The following is a 16,751-nucleotide window of genomic DNA, read 5'->3' on the forward strand; positions in this document are numbered from 1 at the left end:
AGCGAGGAAATCAGTCGGTTGCCAAGATAGAAAAATTTATTTTTTTTGCAATAAAAAGCAGGAAAAAAGCCATCATTCATGGTATACATGAAAAGATGGCTTTTCTTATCGAGATACAAGGCTTTCTTTATGAGGAAGGAAGGACTGTGCGAACAGCCCTACAGTACATCATAAAGAGCGTTTGTTATTGCATTGCGGGTACAGGTACCTTTTGCACTTGATCAATGGTTCCGCCGCCCAGACACACTTCTCCGTCGTAGAAAACGACAGCTTGTCCTGGTGTAATGGCTTTTTGCTGCTGGTCGAATTGTACATCGACACTACCGTCTTCTTGCCATGTCAGCGTTACGCCTTGATCTGGCTGGCGATAGCGGAATTTTGCGGTACAGCGGAATGGTACGTTAGGCACCTTCTCTGCACCAGCAATCCAGTTTACACCTGTTGCTGTGAGACCTGTTGAGTACAAGCTTGCATGGGCATCGCCCTGTACAACAAGCAGTTGATTACGCTCCAGATCCTTATCAGCAACAAACCAAGGCTCACCATTACCAGACCCACCAATTCCGAGACCTTGGCGTTGTCCAAGTGTGTAGTACATGAGGCCATCATGACGACCTTTTACTTCACCGGTAACGATATCTACCATATCTCCACCTTTGGCAGGTAGGTAGTTACTCAGGAACTCTTTGAAGTTGCGCTCGCCAATAAAGCAGACACCTGTGCTATCTTTTTTCTTCGCAGTGTACAGACCGGCTGCTTCAGCGATTTTACGCACTTCCGGTTTGGGAAGATGACCGATTGGGAACATTGCTTTGGATAGCTGGTTCTGATTGAGTGCGTTAAGGAAATAAGTCTGATCCTTGTTATTGTCCACACCACGCAGCAGTTTGAATTGACCATCCTCTTCAACCAGGCGGGCATAGTGACCTGTTGCTACATAATCTGCACCCAGATCAAGCGCTTTGTTAAGGAATTCGCCGAACTTGATCTCGCGGTTGCACATGACATCAGGATTTGGCGTGCGACCTGACTTATATTCATCAAGGAAATAGGAAAATACTTTATCAAAGTATTCTTTCTCGAAGTTGACAGTGTAGTATGGAATGCCGATCTGTTCACATACCCGGCGCACATCCTCTGAATCTTCTTCAGCGGTACAGTGGCCGAACTCGTCTGTGTCATCCCAGTTTTTCATGAAAATGCCGATGACATCGTATCCTTGCTCTTTCAATAGGAGCGCAGTTACGGAAGAATCGACACCCCCGGACATGCCAACGACGACCCGTGTATTTTCAATTGTTTTGGACATCGTTATCACCACTTCTATATATAAATGTGTTTCGTTCTCGTTCCTTATCATATCAGAAAGTGTAAGTCTCGGAGCATCATCTTTCTAAATAGGGTAAGAAACATTTTCGCTGAATGCGATCAAGCTTCTGTGAAGCACGTCAATAGACGCTTTTCTTATTCTAGCATAACCCGGTCTAAGTTACGATACACCCGGCTAACTTTGGATAGTGTCCACTGTAGGCGTACATTTTTTGAAAATCGTCAATCTTTGTTTTCCATAACGCAGACAGATATGTTAACATTAGCTGAGGGTTATGATCGGAATACGTAGGATTAGAAGTATAAGACCTGTATTTTCCCATCCTTAACCACACAGTAAGGGAAAGACGGTCATGAATCACATAGGGTAAGTTAAGATTTATCGTGCGTTTTTTCGAAAATTGAAAGAGGTGACTCCTTTGAAGATATCAACAAAAGGCCGTTACGGTCTCACAATCATGATGGAGCTGGCTGCCAGAACAGGCGAAGGCCCTACATCACTTAAAAGCATTGCCGAGCGCAACCAGCTCTCCGAGCATTATCTGGAGCAATTGATCGCTCCGCTGCGTAATGCAGGACTGGTTAAAAGTATTCGCGGTGCCTACGGTGGCTACATTCTCGCAGGCGATCCTGCAACAGTAACCGCAGGTGACGTGATCCGCGTTCTAGAAGGACCAATCTCCCCGGTGGACTTCACCGAAGAGGATGACCCAGCTAAGCGAGATCTGTGGCTGCGTATTCGTGATAGCATTGCAGAGGTGCTAGACTCTACAACATTGAAGGATCTCATTTCGTTCGAGGATCAGGAGAAAAAAGATAGCTACATGTTCTATATCTAAATAAGATGACGAGCATCAGAGATCACACATAATAAAGCCCCCATTATGGGGGCTTTAGCCATGCAACGAGCTATTTAAGTCGTATGTGTATACATGTAATTTAATTGCGAATTCGTAATTTAACGATAAACGGAGTGAAGTGAAATGCAAAGAATCTACCTGGATCATGCTGCATCCACACCAATGCATCCACAGGTCGCAGAAGCGATGATGAAAGTTATGACAGGGCAATATGGTAATGCATCCAGCATTCATGCATTTGGACGTGATGCCAAACGCGTTGTCAGCGGCGCGAGAGATGCTGTAGCGAAGGCTTTGGGCTGTTTGCCAGATGAGCTGGTGTTCACCGGAGGTGGAACGGAAAGTGATAATCTAGCTGTTTTTGGTGCCGTATCAGCAAGAAAAGATCGTGGACGCCATGTCATTACAACGGCTATTGAGCACCATGCTGTATTGCATACATGTCAGGAATTAGAGCGCCAAGGATACGAAGTAACGTATCTGCCTGTTGATCAGTATGGAAGAATTAACGTGGATGAATTACGTGATGCGATTCGTCCAGACACAATTCTGATTACGATTATGTTTGCCAACAATGAAGTGGGTACAATTCAGCCGATACGTGAGATTGGTGAGCTTGCAAGACAACATGATATCTGGTTCCATACCGATGCGGTTCAAGCACTGGGTACACAACAGATCTCATGCCATGATTTGCCTGTGGATCTGATTAGTTTCTCTGCTCACAAAATCAATGGGCCACAAGGTGTCGGTGTACTCTATGTGCGGCGTGGCGTTGTATTGGAAGCAAGAGCACACGGAGGGTTGCAGGAGCGGCAGAGACGTGCAGGAACAGAGAACATGGCGGGCATTGCCGGATTCGCTGAAGCATTACGACTTGTTTCGGCAGAACAACAAATGCGTTACGAGCATGATCTGCAGCTTAGAGCATTATTGCTTCAACAGTTGGAGCAGCACGTGGGAACAGAGCATTTTCATGTGAACGGCCACCCCGAATTTACGCTTCCCAACATTATAAATATCAGCTTCCCGGAAGTGTCCACAGAGACGATGTTAATGAACCTCGATATGGAGGGGATCGCTGTTGCCAGCGGCTCGGCATGTACATCGGGTTCTCTTGAATTGTCCCATGTACTCAAAGCGATGAAGCTTCCAGAGGCATTTTTGCACTCAGCGATTCGTTTTAGTTGGGGATTGGGTAATACTACGGAAGAAATCAGGATAACCGCCGAAAAAATTGGAACCATTCTTGGGCGACTGCGTAATAGACCCTAAGGGGATCTTTACACTGGGACATAAGGAGGGAAGAAGTTCCATTTCATCGGTTGGATAGAGCGGTTTGGATGTGGGTATCTGATTGCAATTCATAAGCTTTGGGCATACCTAACAAGGATAACACCGCGCCTATTTAATGATAAGAAGATGAGGGGGACCCTACGATGAAGCTTCAGGAAATGATCGGTCTAGCTGTTTTTGATGTTGAGGATGGCAAACAGGTCGGCAAAATCCAGGATTTCATTGTGAGTGACGATTGGAAAATTGAAGGCATTGAACTTGAGAACAAAGGCCTGTTTACCAGTCATGTCAAAATCGTGCAGTGGCAAGATATCGTTGCCTACGGCGAAGATGCCGTCATGATCCGTAATCAACAGGCTGTCCGCAAGACGGGAGCCGACGACATAAAACATACGTACCTTCTCGGTCAGTCTAAATTGAAGGAGAGATCTGTACTTACTGAAGAGGGATTGTTGTTAGGACGAATCTCTGATGTTTATTTTGACCAAGAGTTGGGAAATACAATAATAGGGATTGAAATTACGGACGGGTTCGTGTCCGATTTGATTGAGGGCCGTAAATGGCTGCCATGTACAAGCGATATGTCTATCGGGGAAAATGCCGTTATGGTACCTCCACTGAGTGAGCAGCGCTTGGAAAATGCCATTCATTCTGTTAATGGATAGGTGAATGAATATGAAATGTCCAAACTGTAGTTCCAAAGATATCGGGAAAATTGGTTCCCACCAGTTTTATTGCTGGGGTTGCTTTATCGAATTAACGGTGAACGGAGAGAAGATGTCTGTGTATCAGGTAGAAGAAGACGGCACACTTAGCTCACTCGATGACTTGTTCTTCGGTGAAGAGTTGCCACAAGACTTCCCTCACCTGCACGCATCTTCTTAAAGAGGTTGTTCAAAAAGTCCGCTTTTGATTACGAAAGATGCGCGAGTGGCATCTCAACGTCGAACATGGGATTCAGCCGAAATAAGTGGAGGCTTACGAAGCTTGTTTCCGTAGGAAACAATGTAGTTGCTCACGTAGTTTGGCCTACGTTCCGCTACTCCATTTCTAGCTTCATCCCATCTTCTTGGTACTGAAAACCGACCTTTTTGAACACGTACTTAAAGTCAATGAACTTCCTCTATATGCGGTTTGATGACAGTTTCTGTCGTTAAATGCTGTTGCGATGTGCAGAACAGAGCATATAGATGTGTGGTTACATAGTAATCCATAAAGTATGGCATAATATATGCTCGACCGGATTACAACATGCGTCTCCTTCTCGATGAGAAGGAGGCGTTTTTGCGTTGAGATATAGTGCATGTTAAATAAATGCGGCTTCGGGCTTTTTTTGAACAAACCCTAGTACGTGGATGAAAAATTCGAAGTATGCAGCAGTGGCGAAAATGCGGTAAAAGATGCACTTCAGCGAGTTTTGAGACACGTCCTATTAATAAATATTCTCTTTCCTACATATACTGACTTTCAGAGCCAGTCCAAAAGGGAGAGATACAAGTGGAGCAATTAACCAAACACAAGCTGTTCCGTTACGCCATCTGGCTGCTGCTGGGCTTGATTATTTTATATTTTATCTGGCTGTTAAGGCCGTTGTTACTTCATATATATGGATTTCTAAAAACAGTTCTGGCGCCATTTATTGTAGCTCTGATTATATCTTATGTTCTGAATCCAATCGTAAGTATGCTAGGTGGGCGTAAAGTGCCGCGGACAATTGCTGTACTGCTGATCTATGCCTTTTTCCTGACTTGCATCGGTGTAATCTTGATGAATGTAATCCCTGTATTGATTGAACAATTGGAAGAGTTGAATGAACATATGCCAGAGCTTTCGATGCGAGCCCAAAGTTTGATGAATAGCATGGATAACAAGTTAATGCCGCCAAGTGTGCGCACAGGCATGAATAGCTGGTTTTTTCAGATGGAAGATCGGCTGACGCAAGGGATTACGGTGCTGATGGATAATATCGGAGCAACCATTAATGTATTGTTCAATGTATTTATCGTGCCTTTTCTTATTTTCTATATGCTTAAGGACTTTGAAGTGTTTGAGCGTACCGTTGTTGCCTACTTACCCCGCTCACGTCGCAAGGCCATTGTTTCAGTCATGAAAGAGATTGATGCAGCACTAGGCAATTACATTCGTGGGCAGTTTATCGTGTGTGTGATCGTAGGAATCTTCGCCTATATTGGTTATGTCATTGTCGATATGCCATATGCCTTATTGCTGGCAAGCATTGTTGCTGTGTTTAACATCGTTCCCTATCTAGGGCCATTCCTGGGGGCGGCGCCTGCAGTCGTAATGGCGTCCACCGTATCTCTCAAAATGGTGCTGTTTGTGGTCATCGTTAATACGTTATGTCAGGTATTAGAAAGTAACGTCATATCCCCACAAGTGGTCGGGCGAACATTGCACCTACATCCGCTGTCGATTATCTTTGCCCTTCTCGTTGGGGGAGAGCTGGCTGGCATTGTTGGACTTATTCTCGCTGTACCTGTCTTTGCCGTCCTGAAAGTGATTATGCAGCATTTCTTCGCATACTATATCAAGCGGAGGATTGAATAAAGCCAGTCTGGAAGCGGAAGTGGCGTGCGTTGACACCTGATAGGCATACCGATATAATGAGGGTGTATGTTTAGACTATGAAATCGATGATGAAATCAAGTATGCTGGGTTTCCTTTCTCAGAGAATAGACTCCTTCGGAGCAGAGTTGAATCTGCCTGATGGCTGGAAGAGTCTAGGAAGTTGAAGCGGCAGAAAGCTAATTTCGGAGTGCAGGACAACCCTGCCGGAAGCGACCGTTATTCGCATCAACGAGGCGATTGTCTATTTATCTTGGATAAATGGCAATAACCAGGGTGGTACCGCGATAACATCGTCCCTGATATAATCAGGGGCGTTTTTTGTGTTGTTTTTATCGCATGATCATGATTAACAAACCGGGGAGTTACAGAACCGGACATTATAATTAAATTGGAGGAAGACCAACATGAAAGCTAGTGAAATCCGGTCTAAATGGTTAGAGTTTTTTGCAAGTAAAGGTCATAAAATTGAACCAAGTGCATCCCTTGTACCTCACAATGATCCATCCTTGTTGTGGATTAATGCAGGTATGGCTCCGCTCAAACCGTATTTTGACGGTCGTGAGAAGCCGGAGAATCCACGTCTTGCGAACTCGCAAAAATGTATTCGTACGAATGATATCGAAAATGTCGGCAAAACGCGCCGTCACCACACATTTTTTGAAATGTTAGGTAACTTCTCCATTGGAGATTACTTCAAGGAAGAGACGATCGAGTGGGCATGGGAGTTCCTGACAAGCAAAGAGTGGATTGGTTTCGACCCAGAGCGTCTGTCCGTAACGGTATATCCAGAAGACGAAGAAGCGTTCAAACTGTGGAATGAAAAGATTGGTCTGCCTGCAGAGCGGATTATTAAGCTGGACGAGAACTTCTGGGACATCGGTGAAGGCCCGTGTGGACCATGTACGGAGATTTTCTACGATCGCGGCGAAGCTTATGGCAACGACATGAATGATCCAGAGATGTACCCAGGTGGAGAGAATGAACGTTATCTCGAAGTATGGAACTTGGTATTCTCCCAATTCAATCACAATAAAGATGGCAGCTATACCCCGCTTCCGAACAAAAACATTGATACAGGTGCAGGTCTCGAGCGGTTTGCCTCCATTCTTCAAAATGTGGATTCCAACTTCGATACGGATCTGTTCCAACCGATGATTCAAAGAACAGCGGCACTTGCTGGTGTTAAATATAATGATAGCGTCGAAATTGACGTTGCACTAAAAGTTATTGCGGATCACATCCGTACGGTTTCTTTTGCTGTAGGTGATGGCATTTTGCCAGGTAATGATGGCCGCGGATATGTTATCCGCCGTTTGCTCCGCCGTGCAGTGCGTTACGGTAAAGTGCTTGGACTAGACCGTCCGTTCCTATATGAACTGACAACAACGGTCGGTGAGGTTATGGGCGTGTACTATCCAGAAGTGGTGGAGAAGCAAGAGTTCATTGCTAAAGTCATCAAAACGGAAGAAGAGCGTTTCCACGAAACACTTAGCGATGGTTTGGCGATTCTGGCTGATATTAGTGCAGCAGCTAAAGCGGAAGGACGCACTGTTATTAGTGGCCCAGAAGCTTTCAAACTGTATGACACTTACGGATTCCCGTTTGACCTTACAGAAGACTATGCAGCTGAGAATGGTCTCACGGTAGATCGTGAAGGATTCGATGCTTCGATGCAACGTCAACGTGATCTTGGACGTGCAGGTCGTCAGGAGAACGAAAGTATGAAGGCTCAAGGTGGCCCTCTTGCTGATCTGGAGGTTAAAAGCGAGTTTGTTGGTTATACTGACCTGTTGAAGGAAGCAAAAGTGGTAGCTATTGTTGCTGACGATGCGCTTGTGGATGCTGTCGGTGAAGGGCACTCTTGCCAGGTCATCCTTGACCAAACACCGTTCTACGCGGAAAGTGGTGGACAAGTTAGTGACCAAGGTTTGTTGCGCGGAGCTAATATGACTGCTAAAGTTCAAGGCTTGTTCAAAGCTCCAATGGGACAACATGTGCATATGGTCGTGGTAGAAGCTGGTGAGCTGCGTGTGGGTGATGTCGTTAAAGCAGAAGTGGATGCATCCAAACGTGGAGATATTATCAAAAACCATACCGCAACCCACCTGTTGCACAAAGCACTCAAGGATGTACTGGGAACTCACGTTAATCAAGCAGGATCATTGGTTGAACCACAACGTCTGCGTTTCGACTTCTCTCACTTCGGCAGCATTACACCGGAAGAATTGACGGAGATCGAGCGTCAGGTTAACGAACAGATCTGGAATCGCTTGAACGTGAACATTGAATTGAAGGCGATCGATGAAGCCAAGGAAATGGGCGCAATGGCGCTATTTGGTGAAAAATACGGAGATATCGTGCGTGTAGTTCAAGTAGGAGACTACAGTTTGGAACTTTGCGGCGGTTGCCACGTAAATAATACATCGGAGATTGGAATTTTCAAATTAGTAAGCGAAAGCGGAATTGGTTCCGGTGTGCGCCGTATCGAAGCTGTTACGGGTCGTGGTGCATATCTCTATGTTGAGAGTCAGCTAGAACTGTTGAAACAATCGGCTACTTTGCTCAAAGCAAATGTTGCTGATGTACCTAAACGGATTGAAGGCTTGAATCAACAATTGAAAGAAGCAGCAAGAGAAGCAGAATCTCTTCAAAGCAAGCTCAGTGCTATGGAAGCAGGTCAACTCACTGACCAAGTCGTACAAGCTGGTAACACACAAGTATTAGCAGCTCGTGTAGATGCTCCGAACATGGATGCACTGCGGACCGTAGCGGATGAACTGAAAGCGAAACTGCCTAATGCAGTCCTCGTACTAGGTGCTCCCGCAGATGGTAAAGTAAACTTTGTTGTCGCTGTACCTGCAGAGCAAGTGAAGCAAGGTCTTCATGCAGGTAAAATTGTTAAGGAAGTTGCAGCTGTGTGCGGTGGCGGTGGCGGTGGACGTCCAGACATGGCACAAGCTGGTGGTAAGGACGCATCCAAGCTGGATGAAGCACTGAAATTGGCTGTATCACTTGTAAGCGAGCAGGCGGTTTAATTCAATCGATATGCGTTGAATCAAACATTTACAGAGGATGAAGCGAATATAATTTCTGCTTTCAGCTACGAAATGACAGGAACAACATGCTGTAAATCGTAACAGTCAAGCAAAAAACACAATTCGCTTCTCCTTTGTTTACTCGTGACAGTCAGAATATGTTATTATATAAGCAGAAATCAATTCGGCAGGACATGGTCCCCATGTTCATGCAGGAGCGAGGTGTCATCAATGGACTCCATGGATAAGACGGTTAAATTTAATGTGAAAGGTGACGAGCAGGAGGCATCCTCCCAAGAGATTCTTCTCACGGTATATGATGCATTGGTCGATAAGGAGTATAATCCAATCAACCAGATTGTAGGGTATCTGATCTCTGGCGACCCCGCATACATCCCTCGTCACAACAATGCACGCAGCCTGGTCCGGAAAAAGGAGCGCGACGAGCTCATTGAAGAGCTTGTACGTTCTTATCTGGCCAATCACCGGTAATGTACACCGCTTCCGCTGTGATGCAGCCCATGCAGGGCAGCGGGAAATGAACCGACAGTAGTCAGCCTGAAGCTTGAGAGAGAGGATGAGTAATCCTCCTAAGCAGGCTTGAGGATGGGAGAGCATGATGAAAATATTAGGTTTGGATTATGGGGACCGAAGAATCGGAGTTGCTGTCAGTGACGCCTTCGGTTGGACTGCCCAGGGATTGGAAGTGCTTGAACGCCGCCGGGATGAAGGTGAGTTCGGTCGAATTGCCGAGCTTGTGCGCGAGCACGAGATTAGCGAGATCGTTGTAGGGCTCCCCAAAAACATGAACGGCACCGTAGGGCCGCGGGGTGAAATCTGTATTGATTTTGCCGAACGCCTGCGGGGCGAACTGAATTTACCTGTTCACCTTTGGGATGAACGGCTGACAACCATGGCAGCGGAAAGAACGCTGATTGAAGCGGATGTCAGTCGGAAAAAACGCAAGCAGGTTGTGGACAAAATGGCCGCAAGCTTGATTTTGCAAAACTATTTAGATGCCAACAGTAAAAGGTGAGGGGGATCAACAATGGCTGAAGATCAACTGGGTATGGAAGAAGAATCGGAGATTATTTACATTGCGGATGACGAGGGCAATGAAGAAGAATTCGAAGTCATCATGAAGTTTGAAGTAGATGGTTCGGAGGCCAAGTACATGATGGTTGCTCCGGTTGAGCCTGAGGATGGAGAGACGGATGTATATGCATTCCGTTACGAAGAAGAGGGCGACGACATTAAACTTTTCGTCATCCAAGATGATGCCGAATGGGATATCGTTGAGGAGACGTTTAATACATTCTTAGCAGAAGATGAAGAGGAAGCGAACTAAATGACTGAATACAGCCGCAAAGACCTAAAATGGACAGATTCACTGCGTTTGGCTTTTGGTGCTCACGTTGAGCTCGAGGAAGAGAACGGGAAATCACATCCCTACGACTTGCTGGCTGAATTCGAGGTGCATGGTCAGCAATACGCCGTACTTCGAAGCTCATTGCGTCCTTATGACGAAGTTGAACTTCTGAGAGTATTGCCAGGTAGTGAAGACCAGATCATGCCGGAGTTAGTAACGATTGACGATGATGAAGAGTGGGAGAACATCTCGGAATTATACGATGAATGTACACTTCCCATTGATGAAGATTAATCAGCTTCAAATTGAAGAAACCGGAAGGGCGGAGAAGTCCGCTCTTTTTGGTTGTGTAAAGGAGTTGTTTCTTTTTTGAAAGGGAAAGGTTGGTTGATTCTTCTGCTTGTCATTGTTGTAGCTGCTGGTGGGGCTGGCGCATATGCCTGGAACATGATGCGTCCACTCGAAGCTTCAACAGAGCCGATCGTTTTTGAGATCAAAAGCGGAACAGGAACATCAAAAATTGCAGAACAACTGCAGCAAGAAGGTCTTATTCGAAGTGGTTTAGCTTTTAAAGGTTATTTGAAATGGAAGAAGCAAGGATCGAATTTTATGGCAGGTACCTATTCAATGAATCCTGGTGTGTCATATGAGGAGATCGTGAACAAGCTGAATAATGGTGAGGTTGTACCCGAGGAAATGGTGAAGTTTACGATTCCGGAAGGTTATACTGTGCTGCAAATGGCGGATAAATTATCGGAAGAAGGCATTGTGGATCGCGAAGAATTTATCAAGCTCGCCAATGACCCTTCTGCCTTTGATGTAGATATTATTAAAGATGTTCCAGTGGATGAAGAGTTGCGGTACGTACTGGAAGGATATCTGTTCCCTGAAACCTATGAACTCAAAAAGGACAGTTCCACTCATGATGTCATGCAGCGCATGCTGGAGGAGTTCCAAACTAGAATGAATTCGATTCCGGATCTGGAGAAAGAACTGCAAGAGAAAAACTTGTCGTTGCATGAGTTGCTGACCATCGCGTCGTTGGTGGAGAGAGAAGTTGTAGTTGATGCAGAACGTCCTCTAGTTGCGGGCGTGATCTATAATCGGATTCATCAGGATATGAAGCTGGAGATTGATGCTACGGTGCAATATTTATTGGACAAGCCGAAGGCTAGATTGCTCTTCAAGGATCTAAAAGTAGAGAGTCCCTACAATACGTATCTGAACAAAGGTTTACCACCAGGTCCGATTGCAAGTCCAAGTCTTCCGTCCATTCAGGCGGCTCTTCAACCAGAAGCTTCAGAATACCTGTTTTATGTAACCAAAAAGGACGGTTCGTCTGGGCATTTGTTTGCCAAAACGTATAAGGAACATCAGCAAAATATAGCCAAGAGTAAGGCTGCGCAATAAGCGGAGGGGATGTATATGAGTAAGAAACATGAACTGCTGGTTACAGCAGCGAATGTAAATGAAGCAGAGGTGCTGTTACAGGCAGGTGCGGATGCCCTGTTAATCGGGGATGACCGATTCGGTATGCGACTTCCTGGTAGCTTCACTATAGAAGAGACAGCAGAGGTCGTAGAACTTGCGACGAAACATCAGGCACGTGTCTATGTATCCATGACGAACTTGATGTCCAACGATCTACTGAAGGAATTACCTGAGTATGTTCAAGCACTGGGCAAAATCGGCGTACACGGGGTGGAGTTCAATGATCCGTCGGTGCTTGGAGCTATTCGAGAATATGCTTCGCACATTCAGCTGCATTGGAATGCAGAGATGACTTCAACCAACTATGCCACAGCCAACTACTGGGGGACAAAAGGCGCCAGTCGTGTTGTGTTGGCTCGCGAGCTGAACATGGACGAACTGACGGAGATGGTTCCTTTTCTGAAAGTAGAGGCTCAGGTACAGGTACATGGGATGACTAATATTTATCATTCCAAGCGTAGCCTTGTACAGAGTTATATGGCACATCAGGGTCGTCCTGTGGAGGGGAATCTCGGCAAAGAGCGTGGTTTGTTCTTGATTGAAGCAGAGCGACGGGATGAGAAATTCCCGATCTATGAAGATGTGAACGGAACACATATTATGAGTTCAGAGGATATTTGCATTTTGGAGGATCTACATCTGTTAATGGAGGCAGGCGTGCACAGCTTGAAGATTGAAGGCATTTTGAAGCCGCTAGCCTACAATGTAGCTGTAGTTAAAGCCTACCGAAAAGCAATTGATCATTATATCTCAGATGCTGATGCATATGCCTTCTCCGAAGAGTGGTTAGATGAAGTACGTGAATTGCAAGATCCTGAACGGGAATTGTCATTTGGATTTTTCTACAAAGAACAGGTGTATTAATAGAAGAGGTGAAGAAAATGGAAACAGTGGCGGTACAGCGGAAGTTCTCCGGCAAACGTAACCGTCTGGATAAACCGGAGCTACTTGCTCCGGCTGGGAATCTGGAAAAACTGAAGTTTGCAATCCATTACGGCGCAGATGCCGTGTATATTGGTGGACAGGCCTACGGCTTGCGTTCGAATGCTGGCAATTTTAGCTTTGAGGAAATGCGCGAAGGTGTGGAGTTTGCCAAGAAATACGGCGCGAAAGTGTTTGTGGCAACGAACATCTATGCACACAATGAAGATGTCGAGGGGATTGAAGCGTATCTTCAGAATCTTTACAATGCTGGCATTTCAGCGGTAATCGTTGCAGATCCAGCTATTATTGATGTGGCGCTGCGTGCGGTTCCTGGACTTGAGGTTCACTTGAGTACCCAACAATCAACGCTTAACTGGCAAGCCGTGAAGTTCTGGAAGGATGAAGGGCTGCCACGTGTCGTTCTAGGCCGTGAGACAAGCTTTGAGGAGATCGAAGAGATCAAGGCTCATGTTGATATCGAGATCGAAGCTTTCATCCATGGTGCAATGTGTTCTTCGTACTCTGGGCGTTGCGTATTATCCAATCACTTTACGGACCGGGACTCCAATCGCGGGGGCTGTTGCCAATCCTGCCGCTGGAAATATGATCTATTTGAGGACGCACGAGAAGAAGGTGTATGGGTCAGCGAAGAAGAGATGCAGATGCAAGCTCCTGCTCCATTTAACCTGGGCGAGAATCAGATTCCACTGTTCGAAAAACAGGATAATGCCTTCTCCATGGGTTCCAAAGATCTATGCATGATCGGACATATCCCTGAATTGATCGACGTCGGTGTGGATAGCTTCAAAATCGAAGGTCGTATGAAATCGATTCACTATGTAGCTACTGTGGTTAACGTATATCGTCAAGCGATTGATGCTTATATGGCTGATCCAGAAAATTATGTGTTGAAACCGGAATGGGTTGAAGAGATGAATAAAGCTGCAAACCGTCCACTAAACACAGGTTTCTTCTATGACACACCAGATCATGAGGATCATATCTATGAGCCAGAAGAAAAAGCAGTTCCTTACGACTTCGCAGGACTCGTTATGGATTATGATGCTGCGACTGGCATGGCGACAATTCAACAGCGCAATCACTTCAAGCCGGGTGATCAGATCGAATTTTTCGGCCCAGGTGGGACATTCTTCAAACAAGTTGTCGGAGAATTGCAGGATGAGGAAGGCAATGTCCTAGATGCTGCAAGACATCCACTGCAACGTGTGAAAATGAAAGTAAATCAACCTATTTCTTATTTCGATATGATGAGAAAAAAGAAATAGTCTTGCAGACCTATAATATAACAAAATAGTATTATGAAATAACAATATTATGTTATCAATTACTAAAAATGACCTCCGTATATCGGTTGATGGGGGTCTTTTTTGTATAGAAAATTAGGAAAAAAGTTGTAAAAAATTTTTGATTTAGTAAAGGGGAAATAGGAAACCTGTCGAATAATACATGTTTATAGGGGAAAGTAAGAAAAATCCAACAAGTAGGAACTGGCAGGTGAATGGAAATGGTTCAAAAGAAGCAGAGAGAAAATGGGGAAAAGAAGGAAAAGCCGGTGAAGGAAAATAAAGTGTTAAACGTATTGAAGGAAAAGATTACGAAAAAGGGAAAAGCTGTACATAGCAAAGCTGATGGGGCATCAAATAAAAAACCCTTTAAAGTAAAATGGAGCAAGCCAGATTTGAAAAACGTGAAGTGGAAGAACCTAGGGGGTTCAACGTTATCTCAAATTAAGAAAGCGAATCCAATTAAGTCGGTTGGCGTCAAATTGTTCTTTATATTTTTTGCCGCGATTATGATTTTTGTCGTTAGCTTGGGGCTATTATCTTATAATAAAGCCAAAAACACGATTGAACAAAATGCCTCTCTATCTAATCAAGAGACGATTGAACAAACGAAGCAAAAGCTGGATATTATTTTAGAACGTTTTGTGGATACCTCCACACAGATTTTCTTCGATCCAGAGATGCAATCGTTACTGCAGAAAATGTCTGACAAAAATTTGTCCGCGTATGACTTGTTTGTGAATTCTAGTTCCATCAACAAGCAGTTGTCCAACATTGCATTTACAAACAAATCCATGGAAGCGATTTATTTGGTTCCTACGGATGAAACGAAATCAACGATGGGTACAGGCAATAGTAGTTCCTCCATGGGAAGCATTCGTACTGAGCCTTGGTATGCTGAGCTTACCCAAGCTGGTGGATATCGCTGGTTGCCAACGCAGAATGAAGAAGATGGATCAATGCCAACTTTCCGTATTGCTCGCTCAATGAAGAACTTACAAGGTTCTAATCAATCGTATGTATTAATTATTGAACTGAAATTAGAAGTGCTGGAAGAACAGTTGAAATCACTTGATCTGGGACCGGGCTCAGTGCTGCAGTTGATTGCACCAGACAATAAAGTGGTCGCTTCAACCATTCCAGATCGTACAGGAAAAGATACCGAACTTACATTTTTCAAAGACCTTACTGAAAATACAGGAAGTCTTAATACGGAATACACAGTGGATGATAAGAACACGGAGATGTTAGCTGTGTATAGCACGATGGAAGCATCCAATTGGAAGTTAATCGGGTTGTTGCCAACGTCCGTATTGGTTAAGGATGCCAAAGGTATTCTTACGCTCACATTGTGGATGGCACTACTTGATGCCGCAATTGCTGTCTTGATCGGTATTTGGATGGTTCGTATGTTTGCTCGTCCATTGGGTAAATTGAAAGATCTGATGCAACAAGGAGCCAAAGGTGATCTCAAAGTTCGTACACCATATACGTCTAAGGATGAGATTGGTCAATTGTCAGCTGCATTTAATGAGATGATGGAGCAGATCACCAAGCTGGTTGAGCAAACGAATCGTTCTGCACAAGAAGTGCTGGATACAGCGTCCGAGCTCAGCAATGCTTCTAAGAAAACAGCTGTTTCCGCTTCTGAGATCGCTGTGGCTACAGAAGAGATTGCAGGAGGTGCGAGCAGTCTTGCAAACGAGGCTGAGCGTGGTAATGATCTCACGGATAACATCTCTCGTCAGATGGAAAGTGTAGTGGCTGCCAATGAGGAAATGGGACAATCCGCACGTCATGTTGAGAAGTCCAGTGAAACGGGTATTCAGCATTTGAACCAATTGATGACCAAAACCCAGAAGACCGAAGAAATGATCGGTGCACTGGTGAACAAAGTGGATTCCCTTAAAGAGAGCACGTCCTCTGTTCTGAAGGTGCTTGATGTGATGCAAAATATTACGAAGCAAACGAACATATTGTCCCTTAATGCTACAATTGAAGCGGCACGGGCGGGTACAGCGGGTCGTGGATTTATGGTCGTTGCTAATGAGGTTCGGCAATTGGCTGAACAATCCAGAAAGTCGATTGACATGGTTGGTGAAATTACAGACAACATCATGACCGAGATGAACGAAACCGTTGAAGCCCTATCGGACGCGTATCCACTGTTCAAAGAACAAATGGATTCCGTGAAGGATACCAACGTCATCTTTGCTTCAGTTCAGCAACAAATGGGTGCATTTGTTGAACGACTGGATATGGCGACAAACTCGATTGGAGATTTGAACAAATCACAGGTTACGCTATCGGAAGCGATGAGTAACGTTAGCGCTGTAGCTGAAGAGTCATCAGCTACGTCACAAGAGGTTGCTTCGCTCAGTAGTGAACAGCAAAATATTAGTAATCAGTTGGTTAACCTGTCTGATAAGCTGCAGAACGTATCCAACGAATTGAAAGACACCTTGTCACGATTCACCGTGTAATCTTATCTATATCAGATGTAGCATGTGGAAAGTGGCAATACACCATCTGTAATAGAATAATTGTATTATTAATG

Annotated in this window: 15 protein-coding genes; 14 read left to right on the plus strand and 1 reads right to left on the minus strand. The window is 44.9% G+C overall.

The features are described 5' to 3' along the window. Window positions 1-184: 184 nt before the first annotated feature. Window positions 185-1,309: a tRNA 2-thiouridine(34) synthase MnmA gene (gene mnmA / locus M3636_RS00230; protein WP_128103260.1), complete on the minus strand. Its 1,125-nt coding sequence runs from the start codon at window positions 1,307-1,309 to the stop codon at window positions 185-187. 439 nt (window positions 1,310-1,748) lie between these two features. On the opposite strand from mnmA, the gene cymR reads away from it, so the two are divergent. The 14 genes from cymR (at window position 1,749) to M3636_RS00300 (ending at window position 16,677) form a co-directional block, all read left to right on the plus strand. Beyond that, window positions 1,749-2,168, plus strand: coding sequence for a cysteine metabolism transcriptional regulator CymR (cymR, locus tag M3636_RS00235; RefSeq protein ID WP_128103259.1), 420 nt, complete (start codon window positions 1,749-1,751; stop codon window positions 2,166-2,168). A gap of 144 nt (window positions 2,169-2,312) precedes the next feature. Further along, window positions 2,313-3,464: a cysteine desulfurase family protein gene (locus tag M3636_RS00240; protein WP_251380908.1), complete on the plus strand. Its 1,152-nt coding sequence runs from the start codon at window positions 2,313-2,315 to the stop codon at window positions 3,462-3,464. 164 nt (window positions 3,465-3,628) lie between these two features. After that, a complete protein-coding gene (locus tag M3636_RS00245; RefSeq protein WP_128103257.1) occupies window positions 3,629-4,150 on the plus strand; it encodes a PRC-barrel domain-containing protein in 522 nt (173 codons plus the stop codon). Between the two features lie 10 nt (window positions 4,151-4,160). Further along, entirely contained in the window at window positions 4,161-4,370 is a 210-nt protein-coding gene (locus tag M3636_RS00250; RefSeq protein ID WP_024633070.1) for a hypothetical protein, read from the plus strand. 612 nt (window positions 4,371-4,982) lie between these two features. Continuing rightward, window positions 4,983-6,050, plus strand: a complete 1,068-nt coding sequence (locus M3636_RS00255) for an AI-2E family transporter (protein ID WP_128103256.1) — start codon at window positions 4,983-4,985, stop codon at window positions 6,048-6,050. A gap of 425 nt (window positions 6,051-6,475) precedes the next feature. Further along, window positions 6,476-9,106: an alanine--tRNA ligase gene (gene alaS / locus M3636_RS00260; RefSeq protein WP_251380909.1), complete on the plus strand. Its 2,631-nt coding sequence runs from the start codon at window positions 6,476-6,478 to the stop codon at window positions 9,104-9,106. Window positions 9,107-9,337: 231 nt separating this feature from the next. Continuing rightward, window positions 9,338-9,598, plus strand: a complete 261-nt coding sequence (locus M3636_RS00265) for an IreB family regulatory phosphoprotein (protein WP_090915537.1) — start codon at window positions 9,338-9,340, stop codon at window positions 9,596-9,598. A gap of 127 nt (window positions 9,599-9,725) precedes the next feature. After that, a complete protein-coding gene (ruvX, locus tag M3636_RS00270; RefSeq protein WP_174715350.1) occupies window positions 9,726-10,142 on the plus strand; it encodes a Holliday junction resolvase RuvX in 417 nt (138 codons plus the stop codon). Window positions 10,143-10,154: 12 nt separating this feature from the next. Then, entirely contained in the window at window positions 10,155-10,454 is a 300-nt protein-coding gene (locus M3636_RS00275; RefSeq protein WP_024633075.1) for a DUF1292 domain-containing protein, read from the plus strand. Next, window positions 10,455-10,769, plus strand: a complete 315-nt coding sequence (locus tag M3636_RS00280; RefSeq protein ID WP_128103253.1) for a DUF1292 domain-containing protein — start codon at window positions 10,455-10,457, stop codon at window positions 10,767-10,769. Between the two features lie 75 nt (window positions 10,770-10,844). Beyond that, window positions 10,845-11,885: an endolytic transglycosylase MltG gene (gene mltG, locus M3636_RS00285; RefSeq protein WP_251380910.1), complete on the plus strand. Its 1,041-nt coding sequence runs from the start codon at window positions 10,845-10,847 to the stop codon at window positions 11,883-11,885. A 15-nt stretch (window positions 11,886-11,900) separates the two neighbouring features. After that, entirely contained in the window at window positions 11,901-12,830 is a 930-nt protein-coding gene (locus M3636_RS00290) for a peptidase U32 family protein (protein WP_251380911.1), read from the plus strand. Between the two features lie 17 nt (window positions 12,831-12,847). Next, window positions 12,848-14,176, plus strand: a complete 1,329-nt coding sequence (locus M3636_RS00295) for a peptidase U32 family protein (RefSeq protein ID WP_251380912.1) — start codon at window positions 12,848-12,850, stop codon at window positions 14,174-14,176. A 239-nt stretch (window positions 14,177-14,415) separates the two neighbouring features. Then, complete coding sequence (locus M3636_RS00300) at window positions 14,416-16,677, plus strand: methyl-accepting chemotaxis protein (protein WP_145408326.1); 2,262 nt, start codon at window positions 14,416-14,418, stop codon at window positions 16,675-16,677. Window positions 16,678-16,751 lie beyond the last annotated feature (74 nt).

The sequence above is a fragment of the Paenibacillus sp. MER 99-2 genome, assembly GCF_023714095.1.
Classification (GTDB): Bacteria; Bacillota; Bacilli; order Paenibacillales; family Paenibacillaceae; genus Paenibacillus.